At 71.9% G+C, this 18,751-nt stretch carries 11 protein-coding genes; 7 read left to right on the top strand and 4 right to left on the bottom strand.

Annotation, left to right across the window (positions count from 1 at the left end; genetic code table 11):
• Positions 1–61: 61 nt before the first annotated feature.
• The 4 genes from yicI to FHX73_RS28245 form a co-directional block, all read right to left on the bottom strand.
• Complete coding sequence (gene yicI / locus FHX73_RS28260; RefSeq protein WP_145908723.1) at positions 62–2,350, bottom strand: alpha-xylosidase; 2,289 nt, start codon at positions 2,348–2,350, stop codon at positions 62–64.
• Positions 2,347–3,747, bottom strand: coding sequence for a GH1 family beta-glucosidase (locus tag FHX73_RS28255; protein WP_145908722.1), 1,401 nt, complete (start codon positions 3,745–3,747; stop codon positions 2,347–2,349). The genes yicI and FHX73_RS28255 overlap by 4 nt, the downstream gene beginning before the upstream one ends.
• Before the next feature lie 51 nt (positions 3,748–3,798).
• Entirely contained in the window at positions 3,799–4,782 is a 984-nt protein-coding gene (locus FHX73_RS28250; protein ID WP_145908721.1) for an acetylxylan esterase, read from the bottom strand.
• Between the two features lie 92 nt (positions 4,783–4,874).
• A complete protein-coding gene (locus FHX73_RS28245; protein WP_246213926.1) occupies positions 4,875–7,718 on the bottom strand; it encodes a glycoside hydrolase family 3 protein in 2,844 nt (947 codons plus the stop codon).
• A 203-nt stretch (positions 7,719–7,921) separates the two neighbouring features.
• Here FHX73_RS28245 and FHX73_RS28240 point away from each other — a divergent pair, with 203 nt between their 5' ends.
• The 7 genes from FHX73_RS28240 (at position 7,922) to FHX73_RS28210 (ending at position 18,716) form a co-directional block, all read left to right on the top strand.
• On the top strand, positions 7,922–9,598 hold the full coding sequence (locus FHX73_RS28240) for a type 2 periplasmic-binding domain-containing protein (RefSeq protein ID WP_145908720.1): 1,677 nt from the start codon (positions 7,922–7,924) through the stop codon (positions 9,596–9,598).
• Between the two features lie 26 nt (positions 9,599–9,624).
• Positions 9,625–10,542, top strand: coding sequence for an ABC transporter permease (locus FHX73_RS28235; protein WP_246213925.1), 918 nt, complete (start codon positions 9,625–9,627; stop codon positions 10,540–10,542).
• Entirely contained in the window at positions 10,539–11,507 is a 969-nt protein-coding gene (locus FHX73_RS28230) for a carbohydrate ABC transporter permease (protein WP_145908719.1), read from the top strand. Before FHX73_RS28235 ends, FHX73_RS28230 begins: the two co-directional genes overlap by 4 nt.
• 53 nt (positions 11,508–11,560) lie before the next feature.
• Entirely contained in the window at positions 11,561–12,586 is a 1,026-nt protein-coding gene (locus FHX73_RS28225) for a LacI family DNA-binding transcriptional regulator (RefSeq protein ID WP_145908718.1), read from the top strand.
• Between the two features lie 33 nt (positions 12,587–12,619).
• Positions 12,620–14,608 (top strand): beta-galactosidase, encoded by a 1,989-nt coding sequence (locus FHX73_RS28220; RefSeq protein WP_145908717.1) that lies wholly within the window; start codon positions 12,620–12,622, stop codon positions 14,606–14,608.
• 33 nt (positions 14,609–14,641) lie between these two features.
• Positions 14,642–16,789, top strand: coding sequence for an alpha-galactosidase (locus FHX73_RS28215; protein WP_145908716.1), 2,148 nt, complete (start codon positions 14,642–14,644; stop codon positions 16,787–16,789).
• A 160-nt stretch (positions 16,790–16,949) separates the two neighbouring features.
• Positions 16,950–18,716, top strand: coding sequence for a cellulose binding domain-containing protein (locus FHX73_RS28210; RefSeq protein ID WP_145908715.1), 1,767 nt, complete (start codon positions 16,950–16,952; stop codon positions 18,714–18,716).
• The last annotated feature ends 35 nt before the right edge of the window (positions 18,717–18,751 follow it).

Here is an 18,751-nt window from a genome sequence, read left to right as displayed (position 1 = left end):
CGTACGTGCCGTGCGCGCCGAAGGCGGGGCTCCATGGGCCCCGCCTTCGGCGCGCACGACTTCAGGACTCGTACCGCAGCTCCGCCTCCGAGGTGCCCGCCGGGTAGGAGTGCAGCACGCCGTCGGGGCCGCCGATCCGCAGCTGCCACGCGTGCGGGCTGTCGGTGGTCACCCGCACCACCCCGCCCTCCCGGCGCAGGTGGAAGGCGGCGGTCCGGCCGGGGCCGTCGGAGCGCGGGATCTCCACGGTGCGCTCGGCGCCGTCGGCGAAGGCGTGCACCCGCAGTTCGACGCCGTCGGCCCAGGCGGAGACCGGGTGCTGGTCGTCGGCGCCGAGCGGGATGACGGAGTCGGGGCGGGCCAGCAGCGGCAGGGTGTGGAAGCCGTGCTGCTCCCGGATCCAGCGCGGGCCGGTGAGTTGGGCACCGGTCAGCAGGTTGGTCCAGGTGCCCTCGGGGACGTAGTACTCGACCGTGCCGTCGTCGGTGAAGACCGGGGCGACCAGCAGGTCCTCCCCCAGCAGGTACTGCCGGTCGAGGGTGGCCGCGGCGGGGTCCTCCGGGAACTCCAGCACCATGGCCCGCATCACCGGGATGCCGGTGGCGTGCGCCTGCTGGGCGGCGCGCTGCAGGTAGGGGGCGAGGCGGTGCTTGAGCAGGGTGAACTCGCGGGTGACCTCGACGGCCTCCTCGCCGTAGTCCCACGGCACGCGGTAGGACTTGCTGCCGTGCAGCCGGCTGTGCGAGGAGAGCAGGCCGAACTGCACCCAGCGCTTGAAGACCGCGGGCGTCGGCGTGCCCTCGAAGCCGCCGATGTCGTGGCTCCAGAAGCCGAAGCCGGACAGGCCGAGCGAGAGGCCGCCGCGCAGCGACTCGGCCATGGCGTTGAAGTGCGACTCGCAGTCGCCGCCCCAGTGCACCGGGTACTGCTGGCCGCCGGCGGTGGCGGAGCGGGCGAAGAGCATGGCCTCGCCCTCGCCGCGCTCCTGCTCCAGCAGCTCGAAGACGGCCCGGTTGTACAGGTGGGTGTAGTAGTTGTGCATCCGCTCGGGGTCGGAGCCGTCGTGCCAGACGACCTCGGTGGGGATGCGCTCGCCGAAGTCGGTCTTGAAGCAGTCCACGCCCTGCCCCAGCAACTGCCGCAGCTTGTCGATGTACCAGGCGGTGGCCGCGGGGTTGGTGAAGTCGACCAGGGCCATGCCGGGCTGCCACAGGTCCCACTGCCAGACGCTGCCGTCGGGGCGGCGCACCAGGTACCCAGCCTGCCGACCCTCCTCGAACAGGGCGGACTTCTGCGCGATGTAGGGGTTGATCCACAGGCAGATCTTCAACCCCTGCTCCTTGAGCCGGGCCAGCATGCCCTCCGGATCCGGGAAGGTCTCCCCGTCCCAGCAGAAGTCGCTCCACTGGTAGCCGCGCATCCAGAAGCAGTCGAAGTGGAAGACGCTGAGCGGGATGCCGCGATCGGCCATGCCGCCGACGAAGCGGTTGACGGTGGCCTCGTCGTAGTCGGTGGTGAAGGAGGTGGTCAGCCACAGGCCCAGCGCCCAGGCGGGCGGCAGGGCGGGCCGGCCGGTGAGCGCGGTGTACCGCCGCAGGATCTCCTTCGGCGTCGGGCCGTACACCACGAAGTACTCCAGCGTCTGGTCCTCGACGCTGAACTGCACCTGGCCGACCGACTCGGAGCCGACCTCGTAGCTGACCTTGCCGGGGTGGTTGACGAAGACGCCGTAGCCGCGGTTGGTCAGGTGGAAGGGGATGTTCTTGTAGGCCTGCTCGCTGGTGGTGCCGCCGTCGGCCTGCCAGATGTCCACCACCTGGCCGTTGCGGATGAACGGGGTGAACCGCTCCCCCAGGCCGTAGACCAACTCGCCTACACCGAGGCCGAGCTGGCCGAGCATGTGGTGCCGGCCGGCCGGGTCGGTGACGAAGCCGGTGCCGCGCTCGCCGACCGAGGTCAGCACCTGCCCGCCGGCGGTGAACTCCAGCTTCCAGGGCTGGGCGGTGTCCACCCGCAGCGCCAGGTCGCCGGCGACGAGCTCCACCACCTCCCCGTCCCGCCGCACCTTCCCGACGCCGGCCCCCTGCTCCGCGCCGGGCAGCGCGAACTCCGGGCCGCGCCGCACCGATCCGGCGTGGTGGGTGGTGCGCACGCCGATCACGCCCTCGGCCGGGGACCAGCACTCGACGGTCAGCAGCGGGCTGTTGAGCGTGCCACCGCGGCTGACCACGTGCTTCACCGGCGCGTAGAGCGTCATCCGGTCCGCCTCGGCCCGCACGTCCGCGACCTCGGTGGCGTAGCGCGCGGTGAAGCCGGGGCGCATCAGCCAGTAGCCGTCGGTGAACTTCATCGGGCAGGTTCCTCCGTCCGCGCGTGGTGCGCGGTGATCAGGCCCCGGTACCAGCGGTAGCTGTCCTTGGGCGTTCGGGTCAGGGTGTCGTAGTCGACGTGGACCAGGCCGAAGCGCTGCTCGTAGCCGCGGGCCCACTCGAAGTTGTCCAGCAGCGACCAGACGTAGTAGCCGCGCACGTCCACTCCGGCGGCGACGGCGACGGCCACGGCGGCCAGGTGGTCGGCCAGGTAGTCGATCCGGTCGGCGTCGTGCACCGCGCCGTCGGGGGTGAGGACGTCGGGCTCGGCGGTGCCGTTCTCGGTGATCCAGATCGGCGGCAGGTTCGGGTAGCGGAAGTCCAGGCCGCGCAGCAGCTGGCTGAAGGCGGCCGGGACGACCGGCCAGCCCATGGTCGTGTGCCGGCTGCCGTACGGGTCCAGTTCGGCGACGCCGATGTCCACGGCGGTGCGCAGTTCGGGGTCGGGCTCCCGGTGCGGCGCGGCGGCGATGGTGATCGGGCGGTAGAAGTTGACGCCGAGGAAGTCCAGCGGCGCCCCGATCAGTTGCAGGTCGCCCGGCAGTCGCCAGGGGCCGTCGGCCTGGCCGGACCAGGTCTCCCGCTCCAGTGCGGGGTAGCGGCCGGCGAACAGCGGTTCGGTCCAGATCTCGTTGTGCAGGACCTCGGCGCGGCGCAGGGCGGCGAGGTCCTCGGGGAGCCGGGAGGCGGCGTCGAGCTGGTCGAGGTTGAGGGTGATCCCGATCTCCCGGGCGCCGGCGGCGCGCAGTTCGCGCACCGCGAGGCCGTGCGCGACCAGCAGGTGGTGCGCGGCGGCCAGCGCGCCGCGGCCCTCCCGGGTGCCGGGGGCGTGCCGTCCCTCGGCGTGGCCGACGAAGGCCGAGCAGTACGGCTCGTTGAGGGTGATCCAGCGTTCGACCCGGTCGCCGTAGCGCTCGGCGGCGAGCGCCGCGTACTCGGCGAAGGCCTCGGCGGTGCTGCGGACCCGCCAGCCGCCGCCGTCCTCCAGGGTCTGCGGCAGGTCCCAGTGGTAGAGGGTGACGGCGGGTGAGATGCCGGCGGCGAGCAGCTCGTCGACCAGGCGGTCGTAGAAGGCCAGGCCCTCGGGGTTGACCGGCCCGGTGCCCTGGGGCAGCAGCCGGCTCCAGGAGATCGAGAACCGGTAGCTGTCCACACCGAGCTCGCGCAGCAGCGCCACGTCCTCGCGGTAGCGGTGGTAGTGGTCGCAGGCGGTGTCGCCGGTGGCGCCGCCGAGGGTGCGCCCGGGGGTGTGGCTGAAGGTGTCCCAGATGGAGGGGCCGCGGCCGCCCTCGTCGTGGGCGCCCTCGATCTGGTAGGCGGCGGTGGCGGCGCCGAAGCGGAATCCGGCGGGGAGGTCGGGGAACGGTGGGCTGATCATCTGCAGTACCTCACGGGCCAGTTGGAACGTCGATCGGCGGGCGGGGCCGGGTCAGCTCGCCGGGACCAGTCCGCTCCGCGTCAACCAGGCCAGCTGGTCGGGCTGGACCGAGCCGCACCCGCTGCTGTGGTCGGCCACGGGCCAGACGGTCATCGTGCGGTCCTCGCCGGCGTAGTTGTTGAAGGCGGCGTAGACGGTGAGCGCCGGGCAGGTCGGGTCCATCAGGGCGACGCCGAACAGGGCCGGGACGGTGGCGCGCTGGGCGAAGTGCACGCCGTCGAAGTAGTCGAGGGTGGCGAAGGTCTCGTCGACCTTGTGGCGACTGTGCCAGCGCAGGTAGTGGACCAGCTCCACGTAGGGGCTGTCCGAGGCGAGCTGGACGGCCTTGCGGTAGTGGCACATGAACGGCACGTCCGCCATCACGCCCGACAGCTTGTCCCCCGCCAGTGCGGCGACGGCCAGCGACAGGCCTCCGCCCTGGCTGCTGCCGGCCACCACGACCCGTCCGGTGTCCAGGCCGGGCAGTTCGGCGACCGCGTCCACGGCCCGCACGCAGTCGCTGATCACCCGGCGGTAGTAGTACTCCTCGGGCGACTGGATGCCGCGGGTCATGAAGCCCCCGCTCCACTGGGTGCCGGTGCCCGTCCAGGGGTCGGGGGTGTCGTGGCCCTGGCCCCGGGTGTCGACGACGAGTTGGGCGTAGCCGACGGAGGGCCAGAACAGGTGCTCGGTGGGCAGTCCGCGGCCGCTGCTGTAGCCGAGGCAGGTGACGATGACCGGCAGTGGCCCCTTGGCACCGCGCGGGCGCAGCAGCCAGGCGGCCACCGGCTCGCCGTTCCAGCCGGGCAGGCGCACGTCGTCCACCTCGACGGTGCGCAGCCCGTACTGGTCGGTGACCCGCTCGGCCTTGACCGCTCCGCCGTGCGACCGGGCCTCGGCGAGGGTGCGCTGCCAGAACGCGTCGAAGTCCTGGGGGACCGTCACTTCTGGCTGGTACGCGGCGAGTTCTGCCTGGCCGAAGTCGTTGAGCGGCATGGGTGTTTCCTCTGGGAAAGATGTGACGAACTGTCAGGAATCGACCGGCGGGCTGTCCGGGGAGGGACGGCCCGCCGACCGTGCGGCTGCGGTCAGCCGGCGGTGGCGAAGCTGAAGCCGGCCAGGCGGAAGCCGCCGTGCAGGATCAGCGCGAGGTCGTGGACGCCGTCCAGCGGGGCGGCGAACTCGGCAGAGGCGGTGGTCCAGGCGTAGGCGTCGCCGGTGACGGGCACCTCGATCTCGGCCAGCAGCCGTTCGCCGGAGCGCAGTTCCAGTCGGGCCGGGGTGTCGCCCGGCTCCGCGAGCGCGGTCTCGACCTCGACCTCGACGGCGCCGGTGAGGTCGGCCCGGCGGAACAGCAGGGCCGCCGGAAGGCTCGGGTCCCTGGGGGTGACGGCGTCGCCGTCGATCCGGGTGGCGTCGACGATGGTGATGTCCGTGTGGTCGTCGAAGTCGACTGTCAGGGTTCGGCGTCCGACGACCACACGGGGCTCGGGGGCCGCTCCGGTGACCGTGAGCGGCGCGGTCAGCAGCGGGTGTTCGGCGGAGCGGGCGGCGGTGACCTCGTAGCCGCCGGGGTCGACCGTGAAGGCGCCGGTGGCGACGTCCCAGTGGGCGAACCGCTCGGCCGGCAGGCGGAACGTCAACTCCTGCTGCTGGCCTGCCTCCAGGCGTACCTTGCGGAAGTCGGCGAGCCGTCGCAGCGGCGCCTCGTAGCGCGCGTCCAGGGCCCGCACGTAGAGCTGGACCACCTCGGTGCCGGCCCGCGGGCCGGTGTTGGCCAGGCTCACGGTGACCTCGACCGTGCCGTCCTGGTCGATCGCGGGCTGCGCGAGGGCGAGGTCCAGGTAGGAGAACTCGGTGTAGGAGAGCCCGTGGCCGAACGGGTAGAGCGGCGCGGCCCGGTGGTACTGGTAGGTCCAGCCCGCCTTGATGATGTCGTAGTCGAGCGGCTCCGGCAGCGGGTCCTCGCCCCGGTACCAGGTCTGCGGCAGGCGCCCGGCGGGCTCGGCCGCGCCCAGCAGCACGGCGGCCAGCGCGTTGCCCGTCTCCTGCCCGCCGTGCGAGGTCCACAGCACGGCGGGCAGGTGCTCGTCGGCCCAGTCGAGGGCGTAGGGGTAGCTGCTCATCACCAGCAGCGCGGTCTCGGGGCGCGCGGCGGCGACGGCGCGCAGCAGCGCGTCCTGCATCCGGGGCAGCGCGGTGTCCAGCCGGTCCTCGGTCTCGCGGCCGTTGACCATCGGGTGGTTGCCGAGGACGACGACGGCGGCGTCCGCCTCGGCCGCCGCGGCCACGGCCTCGGCGAGGCCGTCGCGGAGCAGTTCGCGCCGCCAGCGCTCGGCGTCCTGCGGGGCCTCGGCGGTGACGGTGACTTGGCCGTCGGCGTCCACGGCGGCGTAGCGTCCGGTGCGCACCGCCTGCAGCAGGACGGTGCCGTCCTCGGCGTCCACCAGGCGGAAGGTCTCGTTGAGGTCCCAGGTCTTGAGCTGCTCCCGGTCGGCCGCCAGAGTGGCGTCCTCCTTGACGCTCAGGAAGCGGCCGGTCCCGGCATCGGCCAGGGTCAGCACCTCCTGGCCCCACTCGGCCACGTCGAACTCGGTGCCGCCCAGCGGCTCGCCGGTGGTGCGCGAACGCAGCGCGATCCGGTCGGTGCCGGCCACCCGCACCACCTGGCCGCCGTGCGGGCCGAGGGCCGCGGCGAGGCCGTCGGCGATGCTGACCCGGTAGGGCATGTCTCCGCTGTACCAGTCCTCGCAGAGGGTGTCGGCGAGCGGGCCGATCACGGCGATCCGCCGGGTGCGGTCCGGGTCGATCGGCAGCAGGCCGGCGTTCTTGAGCAGCACCACCGACTCGATCGCCGCCTCGCGCGCCAGCTCGCGGTGCTCGGGGCTGTCGATCGCCTCCGGGCCGATGCCCGCGTAGGGGTCCAGCTCGGGGTCGAACTCGCCGAGGCGGAACCGCAGTTCCAGCTGGCGCCGGATCGAGCGGTCGACGTCCTGCTGGTCGATCAGGCCGCGCTCCAGCGCCTCGCGCAGCCGGCCGATCACGGTGGCGCTGTCCTCGCCGTGGTCGGTGAAGCTGTCGATGCCGGCCTTGAGCGCCGCCGCGTGCGAGGCGGCGTGGTCGTCGTAGTAGAACTCCATGTCGACCAGGTTGGAGGGGGCCTCGGCGTCGCTGACCACGAACAGCTCGTGGCCGGTCGGCCGAGCCCACCGGCGCAGCTCGTCCTCGATCAGCGGACTGACGTGGCAGGGGCGGCCGTTGACCAGGTTGTAGGCGGCCATGGCGCCGGTCGCGACGCCCGCGGCGACGACCGGGCGGAAGGCCGCCAGGTCGTACTCGTGCAGCACCCGCGGGCGTACCGCGGAGGAGGTGGTGCAGCGGTCGTCCTCGTTGTTGTAAGCGAGGAAGTGCTTGAGCACGGGGGCGGTGCGCAGGTAGGTCGGGTGGTCGCCGGCCAGGCCGCGGCAGAACGCCTCGCCGATCCGGGCGGTGTGCACCGGGTCCTCGGAGTAGCCCTCCTCGTTGCGGCCCCAGCGCGGGTCGCGCAGCAGGTTCAGCACCGGCGCCCAGGCCTGCAGGCTGTTGGGGCTGCTGCCGATCAGCGGCTTGCGGTGGTAGTGCGAGGCGCGCAGCTCCACCGAGGTGGCCTCGGCGACCCGGCGCACCAAGTCCTCGTCCCAGCTGGCGCCGAGCCCGACGGCCTGCGGGAAGGCGGTCGCGACGCCCTGCCAGGCGAGGCCGTGCAGCGCCTCGCTGCCGGTGCGGAAGTCGGCAACGTCCAGGCGGGGCACGGCGGGTGAGTACTGGTGCAGCATCTCGAGCCGCTCGTCCGGGGTGAGCCGGTCGATCAGGTCGTCGACACGCTTGCACAGGGGCAGCGCGGGGTCGCGGAAAGGAGGCAGGTCGTCTGCGGGGGCGGACGCGGAACTCACGTGGGAAACCCTTCGGGCGGGTGGGCTCGATGACCGGAGGTCGAAGCGCTTCGACGCTGACACGATCCGGAAGGACTGTCAACACTCCCTGCACAGAGCGAATTTGCATTTGTTCAGGGCCTTGCCGAACCGGTAACGCGCCGTTAGTCTCGCCGAAACATCCAAGCGCTTCGACATCCTCAGCGGGGAAGGGCTGGCTCATCATGACCACCGAGCTGAACCGGAGACGGTTCCTGTCCGCCAGTGCCTCGATCGCGGGAGCAGCCGCCATGGCGCCGCTGCTCTCCGCGTGCGGCGGCGGTTCGAACGTGAAGACGGGCGCGAACACCGCGGCCGGCCTCAAGGCGGCGCTGCCGACCTACGTGCCGAGCACGGCCATCAAGGCGGACATCCCGTCCGTCGCCGGCGGCCCCGACGCGGCGACCGACCCGGGCTTCCTGGGCTACCCGGCCTCCCCCGTCGCCACCGTCTCCGGCGTGCCCGGCAAGGGCGGCAGCTACACCGCGGTCACGCCGCTGTGGGGCACCGTCCCGCAGCCGAACAACTCGTTCTACCAGGCCATGAACAAGGCGCTCGGCGTCAACATGACGATCAAGCCGGCCGACGGCAGCAACTACAACACCATTGTGCCGACCATGACCGCTGCCAAGAAGCTGCCCGACTGGATCCAGCTACCGGGTTGGTGGAACCCGAACTTCAACACCGGGGAGCTGGCCGGGACCCAGCTCGCCGACCTGACGCCGTACCTGTCCGGCGACAACATCAAGAAGTACCCCAACCTGGCCGCCATCCCCACCGGCGCCTGGCAGTCCGGCATCTGGGGCGACAAGATCTTCGGCATCCCCTGTTTCTCCGGCAGCTTCCAGATCGCCGGCACCGTCTTCTTCCGCGAGGACATCCTCGGCGCGCGCGGGATCACCGCCGACCAGGTGAAGTCCGCGGACGACCTGATGAACCTCGGCAAGGAACTGACCGACGCCAAGGGCGGCGTCTGGGCCTTCGACGACATGTTCACCTACCTGTACACGTCCTTCGGCGCCCCGCTGAAGTGGAAGATCGACGGCGGCAAGCTGGTCCACCTCTACGAGACCCAGGAGTTCCTGGAGGCCCTGGACTGGCACAACCGCCTGGCCACCGCCGGCTACGTCCACCCGGACGCGCTCGCCGGGACCAACGACAACGGCACCCGCTTCTTCAGCGGCAAGGAGCTGATCACCGGCGGCGGCATGGGCGCCTGGAACCTCTCCGACCACCAGTCCGGCATCGCCGCCAACCCGAACTACCGCCGCGGGGCCTTCAACATCTTCGCCGCCGACGGCAAGAGCACGCCCACCGTCTACATGGGCGCCGGCGCCGGCATGTTCAGCTACCTGAACGCCGACCTGAAGCCGGAACAGATCGAGGAGCTGCTCGCGGTGGCGAACTACCTCGCGGCCCCCTACGGCACGGCCGAGTACACCATGGTCAACTTCGGGGTCGAGGGCGTCCACTACAACCGGGCCAACGGCGTGCCGAGCTTCACCGACGAGGGCAAGAAGGACGTCCAGGCGCAGACCTTCCCGTTCCTCTGCGCCCCTTCCAACGTGATCAGCAACCCGGGCGCCGACCAGGTCACCAAGGACTACACCGCCTGGGAGATCGCCAACGTCAAGGCCCTGGTCAAGCCGCCGTTCTGGGGCATGAACTACACCATGCCGCAGGACATCGCCACGGCCGACGCGGCGCAGGCGGTCAACGACACCGCCATCGACTGCTACCACGGCAAGAAGAAGGTCTCCGACGTCCAGGCCGCCATCTCCAGCTGGAAGTCCGGCCAGGGCGAGCGCCTGAAGAAGTGGATGACCGAGAACGTCCTCGACAAGTACGGCGCGGGCCAGTGAGCGCGGCGCGGTCGGGGCCCCGGGAAGTGTCCGCACGGCTGAGCTGGCGGGTCAGGCTGCGACGCGACAAGTCGCTGCTGCTGATGACCGTGCCGACGGTCGTCCTGCTCCTGCTCTTCAACTACGCCCCCCTGTTCGGGCTGGTCACCGCCTTCCAGAACTACGACCCGCTGGTCGGCGTCTGGCACAGCGACTGGGTCGGCTTCGACCAGTTCACCCAGCTCTTCGGCGACCCGCTGTTCTGGGAGTCGATGAAGAACACGCTCTACCTGAGCTTCGTCCAGCTGGTGCTGTTCTTCCCGATCCCGATCGCGCTCGCCCTGCTGCTCAACTCGGTGCTGAGCGAGCGGACCCGCAACTTCATCCAGTCCGTGCTCTACCTGCCGCACTTCTTCTCGTGGGTGCTGGCGCTCACGATCTTCCAGCAGATGCTGGGCGGCGCCGGCGTGGTCAACCAGCTCCTGCGCCAACACGGCATCGGGACCTGGGACATCATGACCAACCCGCACACCTTCGCGCTGCTGGTCACCTCCCAGGCGATCTGGAAGGAAGCCGGCTGGGGCATCATCGTCTTCCTCGCCGCGCTCAGCGCCATCAACACCGAGCTCTACGAGGCGGCGGCGGCCGACGGCGCGGGCCGGTGGCGGCGGATGTGGCACATCACCCTGCCCGGTCTGCGCGGTGTGATCATGCTGATGCTGGTGCTGCGGCTGGGCAACGCGCTCTCGGTCGGCTTCGAGCAGTTCCTGATCCAGCGGCTCGCGGTCGGCCACGACGCAGCCGACGTGCTGGACACCTTCTCCTTCTACTACGGCATCGCCACCGGCAACTACAGCTACGGCGCGGCGGCCGGGCTCTTCAAGAGCGTGGTCTCGCTGCTGCTGATCTGGGGCGCCAACCGGCTGGCGCACGCCTTCGGCGAGGACGGGCTCTACCGGAAATGACGAACGTACTGAGCATCGGCCGCGACAAGCGCACCCGCGCCGCGGCGAGCGCCGACCGGCGCGCCCGGGCCGCCCGGCCGCCCTGGCAGGAGCCGCCGAGCGCACTCGGCCAGACCGCCAAGGGGCTGACTCTGAGCGGCGCGGTGGCCATCGTCCTGGTCCCGATGTGGATCATCGTGGTCACCAGCTTCTCCACCCCCGGGGCGATCAACCGGGCCGGCGGCATGGTGATCTGGCCGGACGGCCTGACCCTTGAGGCCTACCGCGAGATGCTGGACAACCCGACCGTGGTCACCGCACTGGTGGTCAGCCTCGCCATCACGGGCATCGGCACGCTGGTGTCGATGGTGGTGTCGGTCCTGTGCGCCTACGGGCTCTCCCGCTCCGGCTCGCTCGGCCACCGCTTCATCCTGCTGCTGCTGATCATCACCATGTTCGTCGGCGGCGGCCTGATCCCCACCTTCCTGGTGGTCACCGGCCTCGGCGGCTACGACCAGTGGTGGGCGCTGATCCTGCCGAGCGCGGTCTCGGTCTTCAACATCCTGGTGCTGCGCGCCTTCTACTCCGGCACCTCCTCCGAACTGATCGACGCGGCCCGGATGGACGGCGCGGGCGACTGGCGGATCCTCTGGTCGGTGGTGCTGCCCACCTCGCGCGCCGTGACCGCGGTGATCGCGCTCTTCTACGGCGTCGGCTACTGGAACTCCTTCTTCAACGTCATGATCTACATGCCGACGGACAGTCAGAAGTGGCCGCTGCAGTACGTACTGCTCACCTACGTCGACCGGGGCAACGGACTGCCCGGCTCGGTCAACGCCGGCTTCGGCAGCACGCACGCCCAGACCGCGCCGCTCTCGCTGCAGATGGCCGTGGTGGTCCTCACCCTGGTGCCGCTCGTTATGGTCTATCCGTTCGTCCAGAAGCACCTGCGAACCGGCGTGCTCACCGGGGCGATCAAGGGCTGACCCGGTCGCGTGCCCGGCAGCCCTCCCACAACCACGCGAAGGAAGCAGGACCGATGGTGACACTCGCCGACGTGGCCAGGCACGCGGGCGTCTCGTCAAGCACCGTCAGCTACGCGCTCAGCGGCAAGCGCTCGATCTCCCGGGAGACCCGGCTACGGATCGAACGGGCCATCACCGACCTCGGCTACCACCCCAACGCGGGTGCCCGCGCGCTGGCCGGCAAGCGCTCGCACATCATCGCCCTGGTGGTGCCACTGCACACCGAGGTGTACGTGCCGACGATGATGGAGATCGCCATCGCCGTCACCGTCGCCGCCCGCGAGCACGGCTACGACGTCCTGCTGCTCACCAACGACGAGGGCCCCGACGGGGTGCAGCGGGTCGCCGCCAGCGGGCTCGCCGACGGCGTGATCCTGATGGACGTGCGGCTGGACGACGACCGCATCCCGGTGCTGCACGCCCAACGCACCCCGGCCGCGCTGATCGGCCTGCCCGACGACCCGGGCGGACTCTCCTGCGTGGACCACGACTTCGCCGCCGCCGGCGCGCTCTGCGCCGACCACCTGGCCGACCTCGGCCACCGCGACATCGCCTTCATCGGCTACGGCAGCGCCGTCTACCGGCGCCACGCCGGCTACGCCGAGCGCACCGTGAACGGCTTCCGCGACCGGGCCCAGCACCGCGGCCTGCGCTTCCTGCACCGGCCCTGCGAGGGCAGCTACGAGAGCACGGCCGGCACCCTGGCCCGGATCCTCGCGGACCGCCCGGACACCACCGGCTTCGTGGTGCAGAACGAGGCCGCGATCGGCCCGCTGCTCAGCCTGCTGCGGGCCAGCGGCCGGACCGTGCCGGAGGACGCCTCGGTGATCGCGGTCTGCCCCGACCAGCTGGCCGAGCAGCACTCGCCCCGGCTCACCTCGGTGACCGGACCGAAGAAGGAGCTCGGGCAGGTGGCCGTGGAGCAGGTGATGGCGCGGATCGCCGCGCTGGCCGCCGGCGCCGAGCCCGAGGACGAACTGGCCCTGATGCCGCCGGAGCTGGTGGTGCGGGAGAGCACCGGCCCGGCCCCCCATCGTTAGCGTGACCATCCCCTGAGAGGACCCGTTCCCCAGATGTCGACCCGTCAGCTCACCGACCGCCTCGGCGGTTCCCTCGCCTTCGGCGGGGACTACAACCCGGAGCAGTGGGACCCCGAGACCTGGAAGCAGGACGACGAGCTGATGCGCCGCGCGCGCGTCAACCTGGCCACCCTCGGCGTCTTCTCCTGGGCCCTGCTGGAGCCCGAGGAGGGCCGCTACGAGTTCGACTGGCTCGACGCGCAGCTCGACCGGCTGCACGGCAACGGCGTCGCCGTGGACCTGGCCACCCCGACCGCCTCCCCGCCGCCCTGGTTCACCCTGGCCCACCCCGACGCCCTGCCGGTCGGCCCCGACGGCACCCGGCTGGTCCACGGCAGCCGGGACACCTACTGCCTCGCCGCCCCCGCCTACCGGCTCGCCGCCCGGCGGATCGCCACGGCCCTGGCCGAGCGCTACGGCGACCACCCCGCGCTGGCCCTGTGGCACGTGCACAACGAGTACGCGACGATCTGCCACTGCGACCACACCGCGGCCGCCTTCCGGGTCTGGCTGCGCGCCCGGCACGGCAGCCTGGACGCCCTCAACGAGGCCTGGGGCACCGCGTTCTGGAGCCAGCGCTACGGCTCCTGGGAGCAGGTCCTGCCGCCGCGCGCCACCCAGTGGCACAAGAACCCGGGCCAGGCCGTGGACTTCCGCCGGTTCTGGTCGGACGTGGTGCTGGACGCCTACCGCGAGCAGCGCGACGCGATCCGCGCCCACAGCGACCGCCCGGTGACCACCAACCTGATGCTGCCCGGCTACCAGAACCTGGACCTGTGGGCCTTCGGCCGCGAGACCGACCTGGTCGCCATCGACCACTACCCGACCGCCCCCGGGCTGGAGGCCGGCGCGGCCGCCGCCTACGACGCCGACCGGGCCCGCTCCTTCGGCGGCGGCAAGCCCTGGCTGCTGATGGAGCAGGGCACCAACACCGTCTACTCCGGGGACCGGGTGCTCGCCAAGGAGCCGGGCGACATCCTGCGGCACAGCCTGGGCCACATCGCCCGCGGGTCGGAGGGTGCGCTGTTCTTCCAGTGGCGCCAGTCCCGGGCCGGCTCGGAGCAGTGGCACTCGGCGATGGTCCCGCACGCCGGGCCGGACAGCCGCACCTTCCGCGAGGTCACGGCGCTGGGCGAGGCCGTCGCCCGGCTCGGCGAGCTGGCCGGCTCGACCGTGCGCGCCGAGGTCGCCGTGCTGCACGACTCCGACGCCTGGTGGGCGATGGACGTGGACGGCCTGCCCTCGGCCGAGCTCGACTACCCCGGTGCGCTGCGCCGCGCCCACCGGGCGCTCTGGGGCGCCGGCGCCACGGTCGACTTCGCGCACCCCGAGCACGACCTGGGCCGCTACCGGCTGGTGCTGGCGCCCGCGCTGCACCTGCTCTCCGACGCCGGCGCCGCCAACCTGCGCCGGTACGTGAGCGGCGGCGGCACGCTGCTGGTGCAGCAGTTCAGCGGCGCGGTGGACGAGCGCCTGTACTCCCGGCTGGGCGGCTACCCGGCGGCGCCGCTGCGCGAGGCCCTCGGCATCCGGGTCGAGGAGTACCGCCCACTGGCCGGGGCGGAGCTGATCACCCTCTCCGACGGCTCGCGCGCCACCGCCTGGAGCGAGTCGCTGCGCACCGAGGGCGCCGAGACGCTCGCCGAGTACACCCACGGCATGCTCGCCGGCGCCCCCGCCCTCACCCGCCACAACTTCGGCGTCGGGCAAGGCTGGTACCTCTCCACGCAGTTGGCGGACGCCGACTACGCGGCCCTGGTGGCCCGGCTGCTCGCGCAGGCCGGTGTCACCCCGGCGCTGCCGGGCCTGCCGGCCGGCGTCGAGGCCGTCACCCGGCACGCCGCGGACGGGCGCCGCTGGCACCTGCTGATCAACCACGGCGACCAGCCCGTGCCGCTGCCGGAACCGGCCCACGACCTGCTGACCGACGGCCCCGCCGTCCAACTGCCGCCCGGCGGCTGCGCAGTGCTGCGCGCGAACTGAACACCCCTCACCTGCCACCGCCTTTTCACGGGAATGACTGTGAGCGCTAACATCATCCGCTGGGGCCACCAGGCGCTGAGCCTGGAGATCGCCCTCGGCGCGGACGGCACCGCCCGTCTGGTCCACCTCGGCCCGCCCGACCAGTGCGGCGGTGCGCCGCGTCCCGGCGCACCGCTGCCCCTGGTGGAGGTGACGGCGGCCGGCCACGGCCGCCACTGGTCGGGCAGGCACCTGATCGACACGATGATCGGCGAGCGGCTGCGCCACCGCTCCCACCGCGCGACCCGCGACGGCGACTGGCACGTGCTCACCGTCGAACTGCACGACCCCGTCACCGGCCTGGCCGCCGAGCTGGTCCACCGCTCGCCGGCCGGCCTGCCGGTGCTGCGCACCCAGGTCACCCTGCGCAACGAGGGTCCGGCCGCCCTGCACCTGGAGTCCGTCAGCTCCCTGGTGGCGGGCTGCCTGACCGACGGGGATCCGGGCGCCCTGGAGAGCGCCGACCTGCTGTGGGCGGACAACGACTGGCTCGCCGAGTGCCGTTGGCAGCGCACGCCCCTGCGGGCGGCCTCGCCCGCGACCGGCAGCCGCTACCACGCCCCGCGCGCCGGCCGGACGACCCAGGTGGTGGCCGGCCAGGGCGTCTGGTCCAGCTGCGGCCGGCTGCCGATGGGCGGCCTGACGGACCGTCGGTCCGGGCGCACCGCGCTGTGGCAGATCGAGCACAACGGCGGCGGCTGGCGCTGGGAGAGCGGGGTCCGCGACGACACCGCCTACGCGGCGCTGTTCGGACCGACCGACACCGACCACGGCTGGCGCCGCGTGCTGGAGCCCGGGGAGCGCTTCGAGACCGTCCCGGTCGCCCTGGCGCCCAGTCAGGACGGCGGCCCCGACGCCGCGTTCGCCGCGTTGACCCGCTACCGCCGCCTGACCCGCCGCCAGCACGGCGACCACCGGAGCCTGCCGGTCATCTTCAACGACTATATGAACTGCCTGATGGGCGAGCCCAGCACCGACAAGCTGCTGCCGCTGATCGACGCCGCCGCCGAGGCCGGCGCCGAGTACTTCGTCATCGACGCCGGCTGGTACGCCGACCAGGACGAGAACTGGTGGACCACGGTGGGCGCCTGGGAGCCGTCCGCCTCCCGGTTCCCCGGACCGCGCGGCATCCACGAGGTGCTGGACCGGATCCGCGAGCGCGGCATGGTCCCGGGCCTGTGGCTGGAGCCGGAGGCGGTCGGCGCCACCAGCCCGGTCGCCGGATCCCTGCCCGACGGGGCGTTCTTCCGCCGCGACGGGCAGCGCGTGACCGAGGCCGGCGAGCGCTACCACCTCGACCTGCGCCACCCGGCCGCCCGCGCGCACCTGGACGAGGTGGTGGACCGCCTGGTCGGCGAGTGGGGCGTCGGCTACCTCAAGCTCGACCACAACACCGACCCCGGCTCCGGCACCAGCGGCCACCCCGGGGAGCGGCCGGCCGACGGCCTGCTCGGCCACAACCGGGCCCAACTCGACTGGCTCGACGGCGTCCTGGACCGGCACCCGGAGCTGGTGATCGAGAACTGCGCCTCCGGCGGCATGCGGATGGACCACGCGCTGCTCTCCCGGCTCCAGCTGCAGTCCACCAGCGACCAGCAGGACCTGCTGCGCTACGCCCCCATCGCGGCGTCGGCGCCCACCGCCGTCACCCCCGAGCAGGGCGCGGTCTGGGCCTACCCCCAGCCCGAGGACTCACTCGACGAGGTCGCCTTCACCATGGCCAACGCTCTGCTCGGCCGGATCCACCTCTCCGGCCGCATCACCGAACTGGGGCCGGAGGCACGAGCCTTGGTGCACGAGGCGGTGGCCGTCTACAAGTCGATCCGGGCCGAGCTGCCGCAGGCCGTGCCGTCCTGGCCGCTCGGCCTGCCCGCCTGGGACGACCCGTGGATCGCGCTCACGCTGCACGCCCCCACCGCGACCTACCTCACCGTCTGGCGCCGCCCGGGCGCCGCGCCCACCGTCACCCTGCTGCTGCCCAACCCGCTCGGCGCCGACGTCCGCATCGACCCGCTCTACCCCGCCGCCACCGACGCCGTGATCAGCCGGCACCCGGACCGCGCCGAGCTGGAGCTGACCCTACCCACCGCGCCGTCCGCCGTGTTGCTGCGCCTCACCATCACTGACTCGCAAGGAGATTGACGATGCATCAGCTTTTGTGGGCCCGGGCTCCCCCGGCCGTTCCGGTAGCCGGTACGTCACCACAGTCCGCGCCCGAGGAAGGCCGCCCCGGGCCCACCGTCCAAGGAGTACCCACCACCCAACTGAGCACCGCTCAACGCCATCCCCATGGAGGGACAACATGAGATGGTCGTGCCACCCCACACCTAGCCGCACGGTCGCGCTCGCCGCGACCCTGACCCTGGCGTTCGCCGGCGTCACCGCCGCGACCGCACCTCCTGCGGCGGCCACCACCGCCGTCTCGGTGTCGGTCGACGCCGCCCAGCAGCTCGCCGTCATCCCGAACACGGGCGTCGGCACCAACCTGGCCGTCTTCGACAGCACCATGAACGCCTCCGACACCTCCGGCCTGCTCGGCAACGCCGGCATCGGCGCCGTCCGCTACCCCGGCGGCAGCGAAGCCGACGTCTACCACTGGCAGTCCGGCACCTCCTCGGGCGGCGCCTACGTCGCCCCGAACACCGGCTTCGACGCCTTCATGGGCACCGCCCGTGCGGCCGGCGCGCAGCCGATCATCACCGTCAACTACGGCTCCGGCACGCCCCAGGAGGCCGCCGCCTGGGTCCAGTACGCCAACCAGACCAAGGGTTACGGCATCAAGTACTGGGAGGTCGGCAACGAGGTCTACGGCAACGGCGAGTACAGCAACGGCAGCGGCTGGGAGTACGACACCCACAGCAGCCACAGCGCCACCACCTACGCCGACAACCTCGTGCAGTACATCTCCGCGATGAAGGCGGTCGACCCGACCATCAAGATCGGCGCGGTGCTGACCACCCCGGGTGGGTGGCCGGACGGCGTCGTCGGTCCGGGCGACACGATGGACTGGAACCACACCGTCCTGTCCATCGCCGGCTCCAAGATCGACTTCGCGATCGTGCACACCTACCCGAGCAGCACCAGCGAGGCCGACCTGCTCGGCAAGCCGCAGTCGCTGATCCCGGGCATCGCCGCCACCGTGCGCTCGCTGATCAACCAGTACGCCGGCAGCAACGCCGCCAACGTCGGCATCGCGGTGACCGAGGCCAACAGCACCAGCTACCGCGACACCGCCCCGAACGGGCTCTTCGCCCCAGACGAGCTGCTCACCTGGATGGAGAACGGCGCCTTCAACGTGGACTGGTGGGCACTGCGCAACGGCTCCGACTGCTCCGGCACCACCTGGGTGGACGGCGCCACCGACTACAACGACTATGGCATGGTCGCCAGCTCCCCCTGCGAGGGGTCCCTGGACCACCCGTTCCCCGCCTACTACGGCACCCAGCTGATCACCAAGCTGGGGGCGGCGGGTGACACGCTGGTCAAGGCCGCCAGCTCCACCTCGCTGCTCTCCGCGCACGCCGTCCGCCGCGCCGACGGCGACGTGGACGTCATGCTGATCAACAAGGACCCGAACAACAGCGCCACCGTCAACCTGTCCTACGCCGGGTTCACCCCGTCCTCCGACACCCCCACCGTCTACTCGTACCTGGAGAACGGGACCTCGATCAACTCCGCCACCATCGGCAGCGCGACCACCCAGACCGTGCCGGCCTACGGCATCACGGTCGTCCAGCTGCACCCCACCAGCGCACCCTGCCGGGTCGTCTACAACAAGAACGAGTGGGCGGGCGGCATGGTCGGCTCGATCACGATCACCAACAACGGCCTCGGCCAGCTGAACGGTTGGGACCTCGGCTTCAACTTCGCCGGGGACGACAAGGTCACCACCACCTGGGGCGCCACGATCAACCAGAGCGGCCCCAGCGTGAACGCCCTGAACCTGTCCTCCAACGGCTCCGTCCCGCAGGGCGGAAACGTGCAGTTCGCCTTCCAGTCCACCTGGTCGAGCAGTGATGCCGACCCGGCCACCTTCTGGCTCAACGGCACCGCCTGCGCGACCGGCTGAGCCAGCCCGACCAGTGGTGCCCCGGCCGCCCCAAA

The sequence above is a fragment of the Kitasatospora viridis genome (genome assembly GCF_007829815.1).
Classification (GTDB): Bacteria; Actinomycetota; Actinomycetes; order Streptomycetales; family Streptomycetaceae; genus Kitasatospora; species Kitasatospora viridis.
Note: the sequence above shows the minus strand (reverse complement) of the source record. Positions and strands in the feature narration are given on the sequence as shown.

What these genes read in the sequence shown, in the direction of transcription:
- yicI (WP_145908723.1), bottom strand. Translation starts at nt 2,350, where the DNA reads ATGAAGTTCACCGACGGCTACTGGCTGATGCGCCCCGGCTTCACCGCG.
- FHX73_RS28255 (WP_145908722.1), bottom strand. Translation starts at nt 3,747, where the DNA reads ATGATCAGCCCACCGTTCCCCGACCTCCCCGCCGGATTCCGCTTCGGC.
- FHX73_RS28250 (WP_145908721.1), bottom strand. Translation starts at nt 4,782, where the DNA reads ATGCCGCTCAACGACTTCGGCCAGGCAGAACTCGCCGCGTACCAGCCA.
- FHX73_RS28240 (WP_145908720.1), top strand. Translation starts at nt 7,922, where the DNA reads ATGACCACCGAGCTGAACCGGAGACGGTTCCTGTCCGCCAGTGCCTCG.
- FHX73_RS28230 (WP_145908719.1), top strand. Translation starts at nt 10,539, where the DNA reads ATGACGAACGTACTGAGCATCGGCCGCGACAAGCGCACCCGCGCCGCG.
- FHX73_RS28225 (WP_145908718.1), top strand. Translation starts at nt 11,561, where the DNA reads ATGGTGACACTCGCCGACGTGGCCAGGCACGCGGGCGTCTCGTCAAGC.
- FHX73_RS28220 (WP_145908717.1), top strand. Translation starts at nt 12,620, where the DNA reads ATGTCGACCCGTCAGCTCACCGACCGCCTCGGCGGTTCCCTCGCCTTC.
- FHX73_RS28215 (WP_145908716.1), top strand. Translation starts at nt 14,642, where the DNA reads ATGACTGTGAGCGCTAACATCATCCGCTGGGGCCACCAGGCGCTGAGC.
- FHX73_RS28210 (WP_145908715.1), top strand. Translation starts at nt 16,950, where the DNA reads ATGAGATGGTCGTGCCACCCCACACCTAGCCGCACGGTCGCGCTCGCC.